The organism is Enterobacter ludwigii, from assembly GCA_023023105.1.
Lineage (GTDB): Bacteria > Pseudomonadota > Gammaproteobacteria > Enterobacterales > Enterobacteriaceae > Enterobacter > Enterobacter adelaidei.
This window is the reverse complement of record CP083824.1, coordinates 644,498-661,967: the sequence shown is the minus strand read 5'-3', so window position 1 is coordinate 661,967 and position 17,470 is coordinate 644,498. Positions and strand designations below refer to the sequence as shown.

18 protein-coding genes are annotated in these 17,470 nt (G+C 54.6%); 11 read left to right on the top strand and 7 right to left on the bottom strand.

Annotated features, from left to right (window positions below; translation table 11 throughout):
- Nucleotides 1-129: 129 nt before the first annotated feature.
- Nucleotides 130-588, top strand: coding sequence for a YbaK/EbsC family protein (locus LCD46_03075; GenBank protein UOY71334.1), 459 nt, complete (start codon nucleotides 130-132; stop codon nucleotides 586-588).
- 36 nt (nucleotides 589-624) lie between these two features.
- Here LCD46_03075 and bglJ read toward each other — a convergent pair whose 3' ends face one another.
- Together bglJ and LCD46_03065 are read right to left on the bottom strand one after the other, a co-directional pair.
- Entirely contained in the window at nucleotides 625-1,260 is a 636-nt protein-coding gene (gene bglJ, locus LCD46_03070) for a DNA-binding transcriptional activator BglJ (GenBank protein UOY72882.1), read from the bottom strand.
- Nucleotides 1,257-1,988: a LuxR C-terminal-related transcriptional regulator gene (locus LCD46_03065; protein UOY71333.1), complete on the bottom strand. Its 732-nt coding sequence runs from the start codon at nucleotides 1,986-1,988 to the stop codon at nucleotides 1,257-1,259. The genes bglJ and LCD46_03065 overlap by 4 nt, the downstream gene beginning before the upstream one ends.
- A 413-nt stretch (nucleotides 1,989-2,401) precedes the next feature.
- Between LCD46_03065 and LCD46_03060 the strand changes: the two genes are divergently transcribed.
- The 10 genes from LCD46_03060 to LCD46_03015 all read left to right on the top strand — a co-directional run bounded on the left by LCD46_03060 (nucleotide 2,402) and on the right by LCD46_03015 (nucleotide 10,434).
- Complete coding sequence (locus tag LCD46_03060; GenBank protein ID UOY71332.1) at nucleotides 2,402-3,178, top strand: threonine/serine exporter ThrE family protein; 777 nt, start codon at nucleotides 2,402-2,404, stop codon at nucleotides 3,176-3,178.
- Complete coding sequence (locus LCD46_03055) at nucleotides 3,169-3,642, top strand: threonine/serine exporter (protein UOY71331.1); 474 nt, start codon at nucleotides 3,169-3,171, stop codon at nucleotides 3,640-3,642. Before LCD46_03060 ends, LCD46_03055 begins: the two co-directional genes overlap by 10 nt.
- A 67-nt stretch (nucleotides 3,643-3,709) precedes the next feature.
- Nucleotides 3,710-4,351, top strand: coding sequence for a TetR family transcriptional regulator (locus LCD46_03050; protein ID UOY71330.1), 642 nt, complete (start codon nucleotides 3,710-3,712; stop codon nucleotides 4,349-4,351).
- A gap of 41 nt (nucleotides 4,352-4,392) precedes the next feature.
- The gene (locus tag LCD46_03045; protein ID UOY71329.1) at nucleotides 4,393-4,845 is read left to right on the top strand and encodes a MarR family transcriptional regulator; all 453 of its coding nucleotides are present in this window, start codon (nucleotides 4,393-4,395) and stop codon (nucleotides 4,843-4,845) included.
- Nucleotides 4,846-4,929: 84 nt separating this feature from the next.
- Complete coding sequence (locus tag LCD46_03040) at nucleotides 4,930-5,358, top strand: organic hydroperoxide resistance protein (protein ID UOY71328.1); 429 nt, start codon at nucleotides 4,930-4,932, stop codon at nucleotides 5,356-5,358.
- Nucleotides 5,359-5,505: 147 nt separating this feature from the next.
- Nucleotides 5,506-6,051 carry a primosomal protein DnaT gene (gene dnaT, locus LCD46_03035; GenBank protein ID UOY71327.1) on the top strand — a complete coding sequence of 182 codons (546 nt, stop codon included), beginning with the start codon at nucleotides 5,506-5,508 and terminating at the stop codon, nucleotides 6,049-6,051.
- A complete protein-coding gene (gene dnaC / locus LCD46_03030; GenBank protein ID UOY71326.1) occupies nucleotides 6,048-6,785 on the top strand; it encodes a DNA replication protein DnaC in 738 nt (245 codons plus the stop codon). Before dnaT ends, dnaC begins: the two co-directional genes overlap by 4 nt.
- A gap of 84 nt (nucleotides 6,786-6,869) precedes the next feature.
- Complete coding sequence (locus tag LCD46_03025; protein UOY71325.1) at nucleotides 6,870-7,352, top strand: DUF2501 domain-containing protein; 483 nt, start codon at nucleotides 6,870-6,872, stop codon at nucleotides 7,350-7,352.
- Between the two features lie 269 nt (nucleotides 7,353-7,621).
- Nucleotides 7,622-9,913, top strand: a complete 2,292-nt coding sequence (opgB, locus tag LCD46_03020; GenBank protein ID UOY71324.1) for a phosphatidylglycerol--membrane-oligosaccharide glycerophosphotransferase — start codon at nucleotides 7,622-7,624, stop codon at nucleotides 9,911-9,913.
- Complete coding sequence (locus tag LCD46_03015; protein ID UOY71323.1) at nucleotides 9,913-10,434, top strand: GNAT family N-acetyltransferase; 522 nt, start codon at nucleotides 9,913-9,915, stop codon at nucleotides 10,432-10,434. The genes opgB and LCD46_03015 overlap by 1 nt, the downstream gene beginning before the upstream one ends.
- On the opposite strand, the gene tsr is transcribed toward LCD46_03015, so the two are convergent.
- The 5 genes from tsr to LCD46_02990 all read right to left on the bottom strand — a co-directional run bounded on the left by tsr (nucleotide 10,431) and on the right by LCD46_02990 (nucleotide 17,390).
- Nucleotides 10,431-12,095, bottom strand: a complete 1,665-nt coding sequence (gene tsr / locus LCD46_03010; GenBank protein ID UOY71322.1) for a methyl-accepting chemotaxis protein — start codon at nucleotides 12,093-12,095, stop codon at nucleotides 10,431-10,433. The two genes, LCD46_03015 and tsr, sit on opposite strands and share 4 nt — an antisense overlap.
- A 108-nt stretch (nucleotides 12,096-12,203) precedes the next feature.
- The gene (locus tag LCD46_03005) at nucleotides 12,204-13,223 is read right to left on the bottom strand and encodes an Ldh family oxidoreductase (protein ID UOY71321.1); all 1,020 of its coding nucleotides are present in this window, start codon (nucleotides 13,221-13,223) and stop codon (nucleotides 12,204-12,206) included.
- A gap of 11 nt (nucleotides 13,224-13,234) precedes the next feature.
- Complete coding sequence (locus LCD46_03000; GenBank protein UOY71320.1) at nucleotides 13,235-14,836, bottom strand: APC family permease; 1,602 nt, start codon at nucleotides 14,834-14,836, stop codon at nucleotides 13,235-13,237.
- Between the two features lie 11 nt (nucleotides 14,837-14,847).
- Nucleotides 14,848-16,455: an aldehyde dehydrogenase (NADP(+)) gene (locus LCD46_02995; protein ID UOY71319.1), complete on the bottom strand. Its 1,608-nt coding sequence runs from the start codon at nucleotides 16,453-16,455 to the stop codon at nucleotides 14,848-14,850.
- A gap of 14 nt (nucleotides 16,456-16,469) precedes the next feature.
- Entirely contained in the window at nucleotides 16,470-17,390 is a 921-nt protein-coding gene (locus LCD46_02990) for a dihydrodipicolinate synthase family protein (protein ID UOY71318.1), read from the bottom strand.
- Nucleotides 17,391-17,470: the final 80 nt, after the last annotated feature.

Genomic DNA, 17,470 nt, shown 5'->3' with positions numbered 1-17,470 from the left:
TGTAACCGGTTTCTGTGATTGTGAAGATGATCCAGAAATCAGCTATATGGGGTATTTGTTACTTAAGAGATATTTACAGAGCATAAATTCTTATGACAGATTACGCAGGATATTTGTCAGGAGGAAACAATGAGTTTGCAGTCTGTACAGCAGTTTTTTGCCGACAACGCTCCGGATATAGACGTTATTGAATTGAGTCAGAGTACCGCTACCGTTGCACTCGCTGCAGCCGCCCATCGCGTTGAGCCGGGACAAATTGCTAAAACCCTGTCATTGAAGGTGAAAAACGAGGTGATTCTGGTGGTAGCGAAAGGCGATGCGCGCCTGGATAACAAAAAGCTAAAAGACACCTTTGGTGCAAAAGCACGCATGCTCAGCAGTGATGAAGTAGTGACCATAACAGGTCATCCTGTTGGTGGTGTTTGTCCGTTCGGGCTGGAAAACCCGCTTGCGGTTTACTGCGATATTTCCTTAAAGCAGTACGCTGAAGTACTCCCTGCCGCTGGCGCGATCCACAGTGCCGTACGTATTTCACCTGACAGGATGGCAGAGCTAACATCTGCAAAATGGGTTGATGTATGCATCTGATTGATGCGCCAGAGAGTATCTGGCGCACAAGGCAGGTTATAAAAATGTGGGTTTGCTGAGTGCAGGATTAAGCGGTTCTCGTGCCGGGAGATGCGTAAGAATATCCGCTGCATCAAGCAGCCCTACGTCAGAACTCACTCCCAACTTCACCATCGCATTAAACTTATGTGCCCGGATAGTTTTAATATTGCGTTCAAGCTGTGCGGCGATTTCGGGAATGGAATACCCGCAAGACATATAACGCAAAATGGCCCGCTCCGTGGGGCTTAACATCCTGTTTTGACTCCGATACCAGTGGTTCAGCATATTGTCATTGATGCGCAGCGTTTCACCCAACAACACCACGAGCTCCTTCTGCAAGTGCTCAAGTGTTAATGATTTACTGACCACTCCGTGAAGACGTGAAGGTGATAGATGGCTAATTAACCGTGCTTCCATCTCATCAGACGTCAGAATAATGCGTTGAATATGGCTATGGGTAAATGCGAGATCCCGCACGTGCGCCAGGCAATTACGACGCTCTTCTCGCGCATCGGAAAGTGAATAGATCAGCGAAAAAAAATTGGTCTGATGAAGTGCCTTCTTAAAGTCCTCAAATCCACTAAATAAGTGCAACTGATAATGGTTAAGGGTGGGCATAGCAAAAAGATGCTGTAGCCCAACAGCACTCATTGAACAATTTTCGATAATGGCGATGTGTCTTGTTGAATCGGTTTTTTCCATTCCTCGAACTCTCCATAGGCTGAGATTAAACTCAGCTCTCTCATTCCCTGTGTACTACTGATCCAGGCATACATATCGGCGTTAGACCGCAACGACAGCCGTCGCATCGCACTGTTTTTCTGCGCACTTATCGTTTTATTGCTCTTCTTGAGCAAGGTGGCAATTTGATTAATCCCCCATCCCTTACCTAACAAACGTAATACTTTGCGTTCAGAGTGCGTGAGCGCAATAACGTGTTCATCTTCAACACTCTGAGGTTCTGGTATTAATAACGTCTGGCTTATCCGTTCAGCACGCTCACTCCCGGCCCGGATGGCATTAATCACGCCGTCGATGGGTTCCATATCGGATAGCAGCGTGCTTTCTGGTCGCATGAGCAACTCAACCGCTATCGGGTACAGCGGTCGGGAGACTAAGAAGATCCAGTGTATTTCACGGTATTGGTTCAATAAGCTGTAGTACTCTTCGAGCGAGCCCCGGGGGTTTCTGTATTCGCCTGAAATATCGGCAATTATTACATCTGCACTGCGTAACTGAAGCAGCGTTAGCTCCTGCAGTGAGCGGCAAAAGGTCAATTCAAAATCGGGGAAGTGACGTGCCATAACGCCTGCAAACCCTTTTTGCATCACGGGTATCCGGCTTATGACTACGCAATGTTTACCATGTAATGACAACATAGACCCTCCGTGTCCATTTTTCATTTGATGAGTAACGTTAATACGCATCAACGTAATAAGTATTTTCGTCCCTGAGTGTAAAACAGATTAATACAAGCAGAAGATGAGATATGTTTCTGATTTAAGAAATGCCTAAAACAGAGATAATATCTCATAAAGTGCAAGAAAATTTAATTACGGACTCATTAAAATATCGACAATATAAATTTAGAATAACTAAATACAAATATTTTATGTTACCGCATTAATAATTCACCATTGTTATGAATTAAAGCGAAAACCCTTTCACAATACAGGTTGCAACTGTTTGCATAAATCTTGATCTGACCCACAGCAAGGGGGACCGCACTTTGTGTTAAAAGTAAGCATCACGGGCCAAACCGCTAACATCCATTTTCTCTTCAGGACAATACATGCAGGCAGATCGGTCAACGCAGCGTGCTATCACGCGGCTATGTATTCAGTGCGGTCTTTTTCTGCTCCAGCACGGTGCGGAAAGCGCGCTGGTTGAGGAACTCTCAACACGGCTGGGGCTGGCGTTAGGTATGGATAGCGTTGAAAGCGCGATCTCTTCAAACGCCATTGTGCTGACCACGATCAAAGATGGTCAATGCCTGACCTCCACCCGCAAAAACCACGACCGCGGTATTAACATGCACGTCGTCACCGAAGTGCAACATATCGTCATTCTTGCTGAGCATAAGCTGCTCGACCACAATGAGATTGAAAAAAAATTCAACCAAATAAAGCCATTGCGTTACCCACGCTGGCTCGTTGTGCTCATGGTTGGGCTGTCGTGCGCCTGTTTTTGTAAGCTCAATAAAGGCGGCTGGGACGGCGCAATCATTACATTTTTCGCCAGCAGCATCGCGATGTATGTCCGCCAGTTACTGACACACCGGCAAATGCACCCACAAATCAATTTCTGTATTACCGCTTTTGTCGCCACCACGGTGTCTGGTTTACTGCTGCGCCTGCCGCAGTTTGTTAACACCCCCACTGTTGCCATGGCCGCCAGTGTGCTTCTGCTGGTCCCGGGGTTCCCGTTGATTAACGCTGTCGCCGATATGTTTAAAGGGCACATCAATACCGGTCTGGCACGTTGGGCTATCGCCAGCCTGCTGACGCTGGCGACCTGTATTGGCGTCGTCATGGCCATGACTCTCTGGGGGTTACGCGGATGGGCGTGATAGATTTTCTGCTGGCACTGGCACAGGACATGCTTCTGTCCGCCATTCCTGCCGTTGGCTTTGCGATGGTCTTTAATGTTCCGCAACGCGCTCTCCCGTGGTGTGCCCTGCTGGGTGCGATTGGTCATGGGTCACGGATGGTCATGATGACGGCAGGTTTTAACATCGAATGGTCGACATTTATGGCGTCTATGCTGGTCGGTAGCATAGGCATTCAGTGGTCGCGCTGGTATCTGGCGCATCCCAAAGTGTTCACCGTTGCCGCCGTTATCCCGATGTTCCCGGGCATATCTGCCTACACGGCGATGATTTCCGCAGTAAAAATCAGCCATTTTGGCTACACCGAGCCACAGATGATCCTCCTTCTGAGCAACTTCCTTAAGGCCTCTTCCATTGTCGGAGCACTCTCTATCGGGCTGTCGATCCCGGGACTGTGGCTGTACCGCAAACGCCCACGCGTTTGATATTTGTGTTATTTCGCTGCCATGGGGATAATCGTCCAGGTCCGTTTGGTGAAAATAAGGAAAGATTGTGGCTAACCCAGGCAGCGAACACCCCGCACACAATGAAGAATCCAGCCTGAAAGAGAAAATTTTTCAGAGCGCGATCGCGCTTTTCGCCGAATATGGTTTGAACGGTGCCCGCATGGAGCAAATTGCGGAGAAAGCAGGCACGACCAAGCGCATGGTGGTTTACCATTTCAAGAACAAAGAAAACCTCTACCTTCTCGTCCTGGAGCATGTTTACACCCAAATCCGCGCCAGTGAGAAAGCGCTGAGCCTGGCGGGAATGCCACCGGTAGAAGCGCTGGTCAACCTGGTTGAAGCTACCTTTGACTATCATGCCGATCACCCGGATTACATCCGCATTATCTGCATGGAAAACATGCAGCGTGGTCGCTTTATGCAGCAGTCGAGCTATCTGCGCCAGGTCAACCGTAGCGCGCTCGATCTGCTGGAAGCGATCCTGGACCGGGGTAAAGAAAAGCAGCTATTCAACCAGACAGTTGACGCCCGCGATCTCCACCGTCTGATAAGCAGTTTCAGCTTTCACTACGTCGCCAACAGCTACACCTTCACATTGCTGTTTGAAGATGGGGCGGATGAACAGGCTCAGCGCGAGCACTACCGCAAAATGGCCGTTCAGGTGGCACTCCGCTATACCTGCCCATAAAATTGCTTGCAATTAGATAGCGCACTATCTATATTCACTCCATGAACACGAAAACGAACGACACCACCGCTGCGCTCCTGCTGGATAACCAGCTCTGCTTTGCTCTCTATTCGGCAAATCTGGCGCTTAACAAGCTGTACCGGCAACTGCTGGCGCCGCTGAACCTGACTTACCCGCAATACCTGGTGATGCTGGTGCTCTGGGAGCAGGACGACATGACGGTGTCGGACATTGGTGAGCGGCTGTTCCTTGACTCTGCCACCCTGACACCGCTGTTAAAACGTCTGGAAAGCGCCGGGCTGATAAAACGCCAGCGCTCGCGTAAAGACGAACGTCAGGTGGCCGTCACGCTGAGCGACGAGGGACGTGCACTGCAGCAGCAGGCACTAAATATCCCCCATGCGATGGGTTGCGCAGCGCAATGTGATACTGACACGATGCTGGCGCTGAAGCAGCAGCTTGAACTTTTGCGACACCAGTTACACCACGCGTAAGGCTATACTTTACGCGTATTTATTTAAACACATATATCGCACGCTATTTAATAGCGCACTTAAATATAAAATGAGGAACCTGCCATGTCTTTAGAAAAAGTCGTTTATACCGCCAAAGCAAAAGCAACCGGAGGCCGTGACGGTCGAGCCACCTCTTCTGATGGCGTCCTGGACGTGAAACTGGGCGTGCCAAAAGAGATGGGTGGCATGGGGGGAGAAGTGACGAACCCTGAGCAGCTGTTTGCTGCCGGCTACTCTGCCTGCTTCCTGGGCGCGATGAAGTTTGTCGCCGCACGCGACAAATTTACCCTGCCAAAAGAGGCCTTTATTGAAGGCGAAGTGGGTATTGGTCCGCTGCCAACCGGCTTTGGTATCGAAGCAAAACTGAACATCCATGTTGAAGGCATGGATCCTGCGGAAGCCAAAAAGCTGGTCGATGCCGCCCACATCGTTTGCCCGTACTCTAACGCGACCCGCGGCAACATCGACGTGACCCTGAATATCATCGCATGATAAATGCCTGATGGCGCTGCGCTTATCAGGTCTACGGTTGTAGCCCTATAAGCGCATCGCCACCGGGGAAATCCCCTCCATCCCCTCATCCTCTCTGTGCTACCATAAGCTCATATCACGCCCGTAGTCATCAGTAGAGTAAGCGTTATGTCCTCCAGAATTCTGACCACCAGCATTGCTGGCATTGATGCCTTTATGCGCGACCCACGCGGTGTGTTGACCCACGCCGAAGGCGGCACGGTTGCGGTTTTTGCCGACAATGCGCCGGCATTTTACGCAATCACACCGGAACGTCTGGCACAGCTCCTGGAGATCGAAGCGCAATTATCACGCCCGGCGAGCGATATCATGCTGGATAACCAGTTTTTTGATGAGCCGGTTAACGCCCCGATGAACGTTCCGATGGGAAAATTTGCCCTCTATGCGGGCTGGCAACCTGATGCCGATTTTCAGCGGCAGGCCGCGCTGTGGGGGATTGCGTTAACACAACCCGCCACCGCTGAAGAGCTGGCCGCGTTTACGGCCTGGTGGCAGGCAGAAGGTAAAGTCTTCACCCATATTCAGTGGCAGCAAAAGCTCGCGCGCCATCTTCAAATCACCCGCGCCAGCAATAATGGCCAGCCAAAACGCGATATCAACGCGTTTTCAGAACCGGATAAACAGATCCCTAACGGATTCCGAGGTGCGAAATGAAGAACGTCGGCGACCTGATGAAACGTCTGCAAAAAATGATGCCTGCCAACGTGAAGCCCGCTTTCACCACGGGTGAAGAACTGCTGGCGTGGCAAAAAGAGCAAGGAGAGATCCGCGCCGCCGCGCTCGCCCGTGAAAATCGGGCGATGAAAATGCAGCGCACCTTTAACCGTTCAGGTATTCGTCCCCTGCATCAGAACTGCTCATTTGATAATTATAAAGTTGAGACCAACGGGCAGATGAACGCGCTTGCCGCCGCCCGTCAGTATGTGGATGAATTCGATGGTAATATTGCCAGCTTCATCTTTAGCGGCAAACCTGGCACCGGAAAAAATCACCTCGCTGCCGCTATCTGCAACGAACTGCTCCTGCGCGGGAAATCGGTGCTCATCATCACCGTGGCCGATATCATGTCTGCGATGAAAGACACCTTCAGCAACCGCGAAACCAGCGAAGAACAACTCCTGAACGACCTGAGTAACGTCGATTTACTGGTCATCGACGAGATTGGCGTGCAGACGGAATCCCGTTATGAAAAGGTGATCATTAACCAGATTGTCGACCGCCGTTCCTCGTCCAAACGACCTACCGGTATGCTGACAAACCACAATATCGACGAGATGACCCGCTTACTGGGTGAGCGCGTTATGGATCGCATGAAGCTGGGTAACAGCCTGTATGTCATCTTCGACTGGGAAAGTTACCGTAGCCGCGTCACCGGAAAAGAGTATTAAGATAGTTCCAGGAATCTATGGTGAGAAGGCGGTATATACTGGAATCACTTCCGGCCCAAAACGGACCTTTTTGAGAAATTTACGATGAAAAAACAGATTATTATCAGCACGCTGTTAGGCACCCTGTTGGTTACCGGCGCAGTGCAAGCGGCGTCCTGGCAGGATTCTCTGTCAAGCGCAGCAAACGAACTGACCAAAGAGAGCAGCAGCACTCAGGGCGGGCTGTCCGCATCTTCTCTCACCAGCCTGCTGGGTAACAGCTCCCAGAGCCTGAGTGCGGGTACAATGAACAACGCGGCGGGCATTCTGGAATATTGCGCGAAGCAAAAGCTGGCCTCCGTGACCGACGCGCAAAATGTCAAAAACCAGGTGCTGGGCAAGCTGGGTCTGGATACCCAGGAGCAGAAAGCGGATACCAACTACATGGACGGTATTCAGGGTCTGCTTAACGCGAAAAACGGCCAGCAGCTTAACCTGAGCACCATCGGCAACTCTTCTCTGGCCAAACAGGTGAAAACCAAAGCCTGCGATCTGGTGCTGAAACAAGGCGTTAATTTCATCTCCTGATCCATCCCATTTTCTGCCACAACACGCCGCGTTTAATGCGATAGTCTTGCAACGCGGCGCTAAATGAGCGTTTTCCCTGCCTGCCACCGTCTCAGCGTCCGTTTGTCAGGATGCGAGCACCTTCAAAAAAACGGTTTTCTAAACCAAATCCTAATAACAGCACACTTTCATGACACTAGAATTGCAGCTAAACGACATCGCAATTACATTGTAGTACCTAAAAATAAACAGTTAGCCAGCGAAGCATCTGGCGTCATGAGGATATGCTGTTGTCTGAATTCATGTCTCTTATCCTTTTTCTGGCTTCTGTCGGCGTTTACGCCTGGAAAGCTGGCCGTCACACCTGGTGGTTTATCGCCACGCTGGTGGTGCTCGGCATTTTTATTATTTTAAACATTACCTTATACGCCAGCGATTACTTTACCGGTGACGGTATTAACGATGCGGTGCTCTACACCCTGACGAACAGCCTGACGGGCGCAGGCGTAGGTAAGTATATTCTTCCTGGGCTGGGCCTGGTTGTGGCGCTGGTGGTCGTTTTTGGCACACTGGCCTGGGTACTGCGGCGACGTCGCCATCATCCGCACCATCATGGTTACAGCCTGCTGGCGCTTTTCCTGGCACTGGCCTCAGTCGACGCCAGTCCCGCATTCCATCAGATCGCCGAGCTGGTAAAGTCCCAGTCGCGCGACGGCGATCCGGATTTCGTGGCCTACTACAAAGAGCCGTCGAAAACGATCGCCAGCCCGAAACTCAACCTGGTCTATATCTACGGCGAAAGCCTGGAGCGCACGTACTTTGATAACGACGCGTTCCCGAACCTGACACCAGAGCTGGGCGCGTTGAAAAACGAAGGTCTTGATTTCAGCCACACCATGCAGCTGCCCGGCACGGATTACACTATCGCCGGAATGGTTGCCTCCCAGTGTGGTATCCCGCTGTTTGCACCTTTTGAAGGGAACGCCTCAGCCTCGATGTCGACATTCTTCCCGCAGAATGTTTGCCTGGGCGATATTCTGAAAAACTCCGGCTATGAAAACTATTTTGTCCAGGGGGCGAACCTGCGCTTTGCCGGAAAAGATGTGTTCCTGAAGTCCCACGGTTTTGACCACCTGTATGGCTCAGAGGAGTTAAAAACGACAGTTGCCGATCCAAACTACCGTAACGACTGGGGCTTCTACGACGATACGGTGCTGGACGAAACCTGGAAGAAATTCGAAGAACTTTCCCGCTCGGGTAAGCGCTTCTCCCTTTTTGCTCTGACCGTGGATACGCACCACCCGGACGGGTTCGTCTCACGTACCTGTAAACGCAGAAGCTATGATGTCGGCGGCAAAAACAACAAATCTTTCAGCGCCGTCACCTGTAGCCAGGAGCATATCGCCGCACTGGTCGAGAAAATCAAAGCTTCACCGTATTTTAAAAATACCGTCATCGTCGTTTCGTCTGACCATCTGGCGATGAAAAACAGCGCATGGGATCAACTCAACAAGCAGGATCGCAGCAATCTGTTCTTCGTACTTCGCGGCGACCAGCCGCAACAGGAAGTGATTGCCACCAAACGTAACTCAATGGATAACGGCGCGACCGTGCTGGACATTCTGGGCGGAGACAACTTTATTGGTCTGGGCCGCAGCACGTTGTCGGGGCAATCTCTCTCTGAAGTCTTCCTCAACATGAAGGAAAAAATCCTCGCGTGGAAGCCAGACATCATCCGCCTGTGGAACTTCCCGAAAGAGATGAAAGATTTCACCATCGATCAAAATAAAAACACGATTGCCTTCTCGGGCAGCAGCTTCCGCCTGCCGCTGCTGGTGCGCGTGTCGGACAATCGCGTCGAACCGCTGCCGGAAAGTGAGTATTCCGCCCCACTGCGTTTCCAGCTGGCTGACTTTGCCCCTCGCGATAACTTCGTCTGGGTCGACAAATGTTACAAAATGGGCCAACTCTGGTCACAGCCGCTGGCGCTTTCTACCGACTGGTGTGTTTCTCAGGGCCAGCTTGGCGGGGAGCAAACCGTGCAGCATGTGGATAAAGCCCAGTGGAAAGGCAAAACCGCGTTTAAAGATACGGTGATTGATACCGCACGCTACCAGCACAACGTCGACATGCTGAAAATCGTCGATAACGATATTCGCTACAAGGCGGACAGCTTTATCTTTAACGTGGCCGGCGCGCCGGAAGAGGTGAAACAGTTTAGCGGCATCTCACGTCCGGAGTCCTGGGGACGCTGGTCAAATGCGCAGTTGGGCAACGAGGTGAAAATTGAGTACACCCATCCCCTGCCAGAACAATTTGACCTGGTGATCACGGCCAGGGCGTATGGCTCCAATGCAAATAAGCCCGTGCCCGTGCGCGTGGGCGATCAAGAGCAGATGCTAACGCTTGGAAACGAAGTGACCACTCACACGCTTCATTTTGAGAATCCATCCCGCAGCAATACCCTGGTGATTGTGCCGCCAGACCCGCAGTCCACGAATGACGGGAATATCCTCGGCCATTCACCGCGTCAGCTGGGGGTAGGTATGGTCGAAATTAAAATTGTGAGTAATGCAGGCTAATGACCGTCCCCCTTAACATAACCGTTCGGCCAACTCGCTGTGACGACGTTTACGCCCTGCCCGCCATTGAACGCGCGGCGGGGGAACGTTTTCGACGCTATCCGGAGCTCGCCTGGCTTGCCGAGGGTGAGGTCATTTCCGCTGAGCAGCATCTTGAGTATGCCGAACGCGGGCAAAGCTGGCTGGCGCTGGCGAATGACCGCCCCGTGGGGTTTATCCTCACCGAAGCACACTCTTCATCGCTGTTTATCGTGGAGCTTTCGGTTGATCTGGACTGGCAGGGAAAAGGGATTGGCCGACAGCTCATCGCCTGTGTGGCTGACCATGCCCGTAAGCTAGGGCTAACGTCGCTGACGTTAACGACGTTCCGGGACGTCCCGTGGAATGCGCCGTTCTATGCGCGGTTGGGATTTGAACAAATTGCTGAGCTAACGCCAGAACTGCGTCAGAAAAGAGAGGATGAAGCGGCGCATGGCTTAGCGTATGAATCCCGCTGTGCCATGCGCCTGTCACTTAATTAGAACGTTTCCCAGTTATCGCCTGAATCGGCAGTCGCGGTTTTACGCGCCATCACCGGCGTGGAAACCGCTTTAGCCGCAGCGAACTCGCGCGCTTTCATCTGCTCCTGCTGAATGCGGAACACCGCCACAGCCTGAGTCAGACGGCTCGCCTGCTCTTCCAGCGCGGCCGCGGCCGCAGCAGACTCTTCCACCAGCGAGGCGTTCTGCTGGGTCACACGATCCATCTCTGCGACTGCCAGACCCACCTGGTCAATACCGCGGCTCTGCTCGTCTGACGCAGAGGCGATTTCACCCATAATGTCGGTAACGCGAGTGACTGCATTAACGATCTCGCCCATGGTTTCACCGGCGCTTTCTACCAGGGTAGAGCCCACTTCCACACGGCCAACAGAGTCTTCAATCAGGCTCTTAATTTCACGTGCCGCCTGGGCGCTGCGCTGCGCCAGGTTACGAACTTCACCTGCCACCACCGCAAAGCCACGGCCCTGCTCGCCCGCACGCGCCGCTTCTACCGCCGCGTTCAGTGCCAGAATGTTGGTCTGGAAAGCAATGCCGTCAATTACGCTGATAATGTCGGCAATTTTCTGCGAACTTCCGGCGATGTCACGCATGGTTTGCACCACGTTATCCACCACTTTACCGCCTTTCTGCGCCGTTTCAGACGCACTTAGCGCCAGATGGCTTGCCTGACGGGCGTTTTCGGCGTTCTGCTTAACGGTTGCCGTCAGCTGTTCCATACTGGCAGCGGTCTCTTCCAGAGAAGCCGCCTGCTGCTCGGTACGGGAGGAGAGATCGTTGTTGCCCATCGCGATTTCGCTCGCACCGCTGTAAATGGCGTTCGCGCCATTACGCACGTCGCCAACGGTACGCACCAGCTCACCCTGCATATGACGCAGTGAATCGGCCAGTTCGCCCATCTCGTTGGAGCCTTCCACATCAATGCGCTTCACCAGGTCGCCGCTGGCGATATGGCGAATGCTGTCGATGAGACGGTTCAACGGAGAGATCAGCGCCTGTTTGATACCCAGCCAGACGGCGACAATCACCACCAGAACGGCAACCAATACGCTAATCAGCACCCAGATAGCCTGAGAGTAAGAGCTGTTGCTGTCCTCAACGGCGGTCTTGTACAGCTTGTCGTTCTGCTGCAGGTAGTTTACGTACTGCTTCTCAAAACCGTCCTGATAGCTCTGAGTCGGCTGGTCAAAGAAGGCGTTGATTTTACCTGCGCCCAGCAGCTGAATCAGCTCCGCCAGCGCACCGTGATAGATATCGTAGTTACGTTTGATTTCCATCGCGTCTGCATCACTTTGACGCGAGTCGCGCGGCAGGGCTTCATAGTCAGCCCAGTTTTTTTCCGCCTGTTTCAGAGACGCAGACGCGATTTGCATCAAATCGTTAACGGTCGCGCCGCTGCCGATATTGCTCTGATCCATCATATAGCGGATGCCCGCACGGTTCAGGGTATTACGGGTTTGCAGCAACGCCACCCAGCTGCCGTTCAGCGTGGATTGTTGCTGGCGAATGGTTTGCAGGACGGTGAAGTTCTCTTTGTCATTCTTCAGAGCGTTAAAGAAAAGAACACCGGATGTGAGTTGTAAAAGGCCAAATATCGCTAAAACCAGCATTAGGCTGGTGACAATCTTGATACGGTTTAACATGTTTTCTCTTTCCTTCAGACAGATAACAGAATTTTCGGCCTGGAAAGGGAAAACTTTACGAAAAACGTACTGAGAAGAGGGACTATTTCCCTCCTCTTGTGTTGATGATCACGATGATGATTTCAGCAGCTCAGATATGTCATTGAAAAGTGTGAGGGTTATCTCCAGGCCATTACGGTTTGCGCGCTCACGAGATTGATAGCGGCGCTCTCCCGGCAATCGGGCCCCCTGCTGCGTCATCCCGCTGAAGAGTGTCTCGGCGCGGGCCAGATGGGCCGCGGCGTCATTCCCCAAAAAACGCGTCGGGTCGAGCGCCAGAATCAGTTCACCGCCGTAAGGCAGGCCGCCTGCGCCCTCATCCCACGCCAGCGATTCCGCACTGGTCATATCACCGATCAGCGGCCCGGCAAGCAGCTCCACCATCGCCGCCAGCACCGATCCTTTATGTCCACCGAAGGTCAACATCGCGCCGTCGAGAATAGCCTGTGCATCGGTCGTCGGTTTGCCCTGAGCATCGATCCCCCATCCTTCCGGCACGGGTTTACCCGCGCGCTGATGCAGCTGGATTTCACCCCGCGCCGCCGCGCTGGTGGCCATATCAAAAATAAACGGCGGCTTATCGCCGCGTGGCCAGCCAAAAGCAATCGGGTTCGTGCCAAACAGCGGTTGCGTGCCGCCCGCAGGGGCGACCCACGCATGGCTCGGCGTGGTCGCCAGCGCCACCAGGCCGGCCTCCGTCAGCGGTTCAACGTCCGCAAACAGGGCAGAAAAGTGCACGCAGCGGTTAATCGCCAGCGCGGCGATACCACCGTGTCGCGCCTTTTCTATCAGCAGCGGCAGCGCACGTTCGAACGCCAGCAGGGAAAATGCCCCACCAGCGTCCGCTTTCACGATGGCGGGTGCGATATCGGCGATCGCCGGCTCTGCGTCTGGTGACACCTTCCCTTTACGCAGCGTTTCGACAATACCCAGCAACCGCCACAAACCGTGCGAGGCGCAGCCATCGCGCTCGCCGTGGGTGACGTTTTTCGCCACCGCGGCGGCGTGCGCCTCGCTGAATCCGTTCCCGCGCAGCACGTTAAATGCCAGCGCATAAGCCTCTGTTAACGAGAGGTTTACCATCTCCATGACCCACTCCTCTACTCTTCTTCGTCTCCGGTAAAGTTAGCCTGTGGCAGACAGGTTCGCTCGCCCCAGTAGTAAATGCCCAGCGACATCACCGCCACCACCACCGTATCCCACGGATGACCAATCACCCCTGTGCCGCCAAAACTGCCCAGCCACGAGAACAGCATAATCAGCGCGTAGAAAGCGATGAGCCACAGGGACGATTTCACCTGCTGCGCCAGACTCACGGTGTGGACAGGCACTTTTGCTTTGCACAGCACGTAGACCACGAACATCACAATCTGCAACCCCAGCAGCCATGACAGCGTCCCCCAGCCAGACCAGAAGACAATCAGGGCTGAAATCACAAACGACACCGGGCCGATAATCCCGAAGGCACGCACGCGGAACGGGCGCGGCAGATCGGGCGCATTACGGCGCAGCCCCGCCGCCGTGACAGGGGCAATGGCATAGCTCAACACCAGCGCCGCCGACACCACGCTAATCAACTGCTCCCAGGACGGGAACGGTAGCGTCCAGAAGATAGACATGGCGAAGGTCAGCCACAGCGCCGGACGCGGAATGCCGGACTCTTTATCAATGTGGGTAAACGCCTTAAAGAACGTCCCCGCTTTCGCCCAGCCGTAAATCACGCGCGGCGTCGCGTTCATATAGATATTGCCGGTGCCGCTCGGGGAGACAATCGCATCGCACACCACCATAAATGCCAGCCAGCCCATACCGAGCGTAATGGCGATATCGCGATAAGGCAGCGAGAACTGTTTGCTGATCTCCGCCCAGCCGCTGCCGAGCATCCCGGTTGGAATACTGCCAAGAAACGCCAGTTGCAGCAGCACATAGATAATCGTCGACAGCACCACCGATAAAATCAGCGCAACCGGGATGGTCCGCTGCGGATTTTGTACTTCGCTCGCCACAGAGATAATCGGTGTCAGCCCCAGGTAGGCAAAAATAATCCCCCCGGCGCTGATCGCCGCCTCAACGCCTGACATACCAAACGGCGCAATCCCCTGAACGTGCAGGTTTTCAGGTTTGAAAAAGGTAAACAGGGTGACGACAACCGCCAGCGGCACCAGAAACTTCAGAATACTGATGATGTTGTTGGAGCGTGCGAACGTTTTTACGCTGTAGTAGTTCAGGCCAAAGAAGAAACAGAGCAGTAAAAACTGCACCACCCAGCCCAGCAGGGTCGGATCGCTTGAGCCTGGCTGCGTTAGCATCGGGAACCAGGCGGCCGCGTACTGGCGCGCGGCAACAATCTCAATGGAGATCAGGCTTGAGAACGCAATCAGCGTAATAAAGCCCAGCAGATACCCCATCAGCTCGCCGTGGGAAAACACCGGATAGCGGATGATCCCCCCGGCGCGCGGCAGCGCCGCCCCCAGTTCACAATAGACAATCCCCAGCAGCAGCACGGCAATCCCGCCGATAACCCACGAGGCAATGCCCGCAGGCCCGGCAATCGAGGCCACATGGCTTGCGGCAAACAGCCAGCCGGAGCCGAAGATAGCCCCAAGACCAATAAACGTCAGGTCGGTTAACGTGAGCTGCTTTTTAAATTTCCCTGACTCAACAACGCGGGACGATGTTTGATGCGTAGAGTGAATCGTCATGGTCATGCCCTTCAGTCAACAGAGGGGGAAATGGCTTCCCGGGTCCACTGCCCGTTAATCAGGCGCAGCAGGTTCAGAGGGTTAGCATCCTGGACAGCAGGCGGCAGCAGTGCAGCGGGCACATTCTGCAGGCACACCGGACGCATAAAACGTTCGATGGAGCGGGTTCCGACGGAGGTCCCGCGTGAATCGGTGGTGGCAGGCCACGGGCCGCCGTGCACCATCGCATCGCACACTTCCACGCCGGTCGGATATCCGTTAAACAGCACGCGCCCGGCCTTTTCGCTCAGGGCTGGCAGCAGGCGTTGTGCCAGCGGGCCGTCATCGGATTCGGCGTGCACCGTTGCCGTCAACTGCCCCTGGATGGCACGCAGAACAGCCTGCATTTCAGCCTCGTCAGCCACCTCAACCAGCACCGCCAGCGGACCAAACACCTCATGCTGCAACAGAGGCTCCTGCGCCAGCAGCAGCGAAACCGGGGCCTGATACAGGCGAGCCTGCGCGCGTCCGCTAACAGAATCATCAGAGCCTGCCAGCCGCTGAATCGCGGGATGCGCCTCAAACGCACTGACGCCTTCTTCGTAGTGGGCAAGGGTCGGGGCATTGAGCATGGTCTGTGCCGGAGCCTGATCCACCGCCTCCTTCAGCGCCTGCGTGAAGCGGGTCATGCCTTCGCCACGCAAGGCCAGGATCAGCCCGGGCTTGGTACAAAACTGCCCGCTGCCGAGGGTAAAAGAGGCCACCAGTTCCTTCGCCAGCTCCTCTGCCCGGGTGGCTAACGCCTGTGGCAGGATAATCAGCGGGTTAATGGCTGACATCTCCGCAAAGACCGGGATCGGCTGCGGACGCTGCTGCGCAAGCAGCCAGAGCGCCTTACCGCCGCGCAAAGAACCGGTAAACCCGACCGCCTGGATCGCCGGGTGACGCACCAGCTCTGCGCCAATGTCGGTGCCGAAAATCATGTTAAAAACGCCCGCAGGAAGGGCGACTTTCTCCACCGCACGCACAATGGCCTGAGCGGTGAGTTCTGCCGTTGCCATATGCCCCGGATGAGCCTTCACCACCACCGGGCAGCCCGCCGCCAGCGCAGAGGCGGTATCGCCCCCTGCGGTGGAGAAAGCCAGCGGGAAATTGCTGGCACCGAATACTGCCACCGGGCCCAGCGCCGTCAGATACTGGCGCAGATCCGGGCGCGGCAGCGGCTGGCGCGCAGGGAGTGCGGTATCAATGCGCACGCCGAAGGCATCACCCCGACGCAGCACGCCAGCGAACATACGCAGCTGATTGCTGGTCCGGGCACGCTCTCCCTGCAAGCGCGGCAGCGGCAGCGCCGTCTCCTGATGGGCTATCGCGAAAAATTCATCGCCGAGTAAATCCAGCTCGTCGGCGAGAGTTTCGAGAAAGCGGGCTCGTACCTCGGGTGACGTCTGTGAATAGATCGGAAATGCCTGTTCTGCCGCCAGCGCCGCGGCGGCGGCCTCCTCGCGGGAGGCCGGGTAAAAGCGGTATCCGGTGGGTTCACCGTCAGCGGCACGCAGGCCCGGCAGCGTCGCCTCACCGCTTGCCACGCGGCGGCCGGCGATAAACTGCTGGCCTGAAACAGAGAGAGATAAAGTCATCGTCACTCCTGTGCTTAAAGGCCGACGTCAGGCAGCTGTGGGCGAGTCGCCAGCGCCTTCTCGACAATCGCTACCACCTGCGCACGGGTTTCCCCTTCCAGCGCCAGGCGCGGCGGACGGGTAATCGCGCTGCCGCGGCCCAACAGCTCTTCGCAAAGCTTGATGCACTGCACCAGATCCGGACGCGCATCCAGATGCAGCAGCGGCATAAACCAGCGGTAAAGCGCCATCGCTTCTTCATAGCGCTGCTGTTTTGCCAGGCGGAACAGCGTCTCCCCTTCACGTGGGAACGCGTTCGACATCCCCGAGATCCAGCCTTCTGCCCCCACGGCGATGCTCTCGACCACCACGTCATCCAGCCCGGCAAACAGCACAAAGCGGTCGCCAACGGAATTACGCAGGTCGATAAAGCGGCGGGTATCGCCGGAAGAGTCTTTAAAGCAGACGATGTTGTCGCAGTCAGCGAGCGTCGCCAGGATATCCGGCGTCACGTCGTTTTTGTAGATTGGCGGGTTGTTATACACCATGATTGGCAGGTCAGTGGCGGTTGCCACGCTGCGGAAGTGGGCCGCTGTTTCATGCGGTTTTGAAGAGTACACCAGCGCAGGCATCACCATAATACCGTCAACGCCCACACGCTCGGCCTCTTTCGCCATCTTCTGCGCAAAGGCGGTGGTAAATTCTGCGACACCGGCGATAACCGGGATCTGTCCACCCGCCGCGTCTTTCGCCACTTCGATAATTTGCAGCTTTTCCTGCGTGGTCAGAGAAGTGTTCTCGCCCACGCTGCCGCACACCACCAGGCCGGAAACACCATCCTTGACCAGGTTTTTCATCACCGTATGGGTGGCATCCAGGTCGAGAGAGTAATCGCTGCGAAACTGGGTGCTGACTGCCGGGAATACACCGCTCCAGTGAATGGCTTTCTTGCTCATGTTCGGTTCCTTGTCGTCAATTTGTTAAGTCAAAGTGAATGAATGGTGAATATTCACTGACAGATTGACGTTTCAGGCGT

Coding starts and splice junctions, on each gene's coding strand:
- LCD46_03075 (UOY71334.1), top strand. CDS start 130: ATGAGTTTGCAGTCTGTACAGCAGTTTTTTGCCGACAACGCTCCGGAT.
- bglJ (UOY72882.1), bottom strand. CDS start 1,260: ATGAGTGCTGTTGGGCTACAGCATCTTTTTGCTATGCCCACCCTTAAC.
- LCD46_03065 (UOY71333.1), bottom strand. CDS start 1,988: ATGTTGTCATTACATGGTAAACATTGCGTAGTCATAAGCCGGATACCC.
- LCD46_03060 (UOY71332.1), top strand. CDS start 2,402: ATGCAGGCAGATCGGTCAACGCAGCGTGCTATCACGCGGCTATGTATT.
- LCD46_03055 (UOY71331.1), top strand. CDS start 3,169: ATGGGCGTGATAGATTTTCTGCTGGCACTGGCACAGGACATGCTTCTG.
- LCD46_03045 (UOY71329.1), top strand. CDS start 4,393: ATGAACACGAAAACGAACGACACCACCGCTGCGCTCCTGCTGGATAAC.
- LCD46_03040 (UOY71328.1), top strand. CDS start 4,930: ATGTCTTTAGAAAAAGTCGTTTATACCGCCAAAGCAAAAGCAACCGGA.
- dnaT (UOY71327.1), top strand. CDS start 5,506: ATGTCCTCCAGAATTCTGACCACCAGCATTGCTGGCATTGATGCCTTT.
- dnaC (UOY71326.1), top strand. CDS start 6,048: ATGAAGAACGTCGGCGACCTGATGAAACGTCTGCAAAAAATGATGCCT.
- LCD46_03025 (UOY71325.1), top strand. CDS start 6,870: ATGAAAAAACAGATTATTATCAGCACGCTGTTAGGCACCCTGTTGGTT.
- LCD46_03015 (UOY71323.1), top strand. CDS start 9,913: ATGACCGTCCCCCTTAACATAACCGTTCGGCCAACTCGCTGTGACGAC.
- tsr (UOY71322.1), bottom strand. CDS start 12,095: ATGTTAAACCGTATCAAGATTGTCACCAGCCTAATGCTGGTTTTAGCG.
- LCD46_03005 (UOY71321.1), bottom strand. CDS start 13,223: ATGGAGATGGTAAACCTCTCGTTAACAGAGGCTTATGCGCTGGCATTT.
- LCD46_03000 (UOY71320.1), bottom strand. CDS start 14,836: ATGACGATTCACTCTACGCATCAAACATCGTCCCGCGTTGTTGAGTCA.
- LCD46_02995 (UOY71319.1), bottom strand. CDS start 16,455: ATGACTTTATCTCTCTCTGTTTCAGGCCAGCAGTTTATCGCCGGCCGC.
- LCD46_02990 (UOY71318.1), bottom strand. CDS start 17,390: ATGAGCAAGAAAGCCATTCACTGGAGCGGTGTATTCCCGGCAGTCAGC.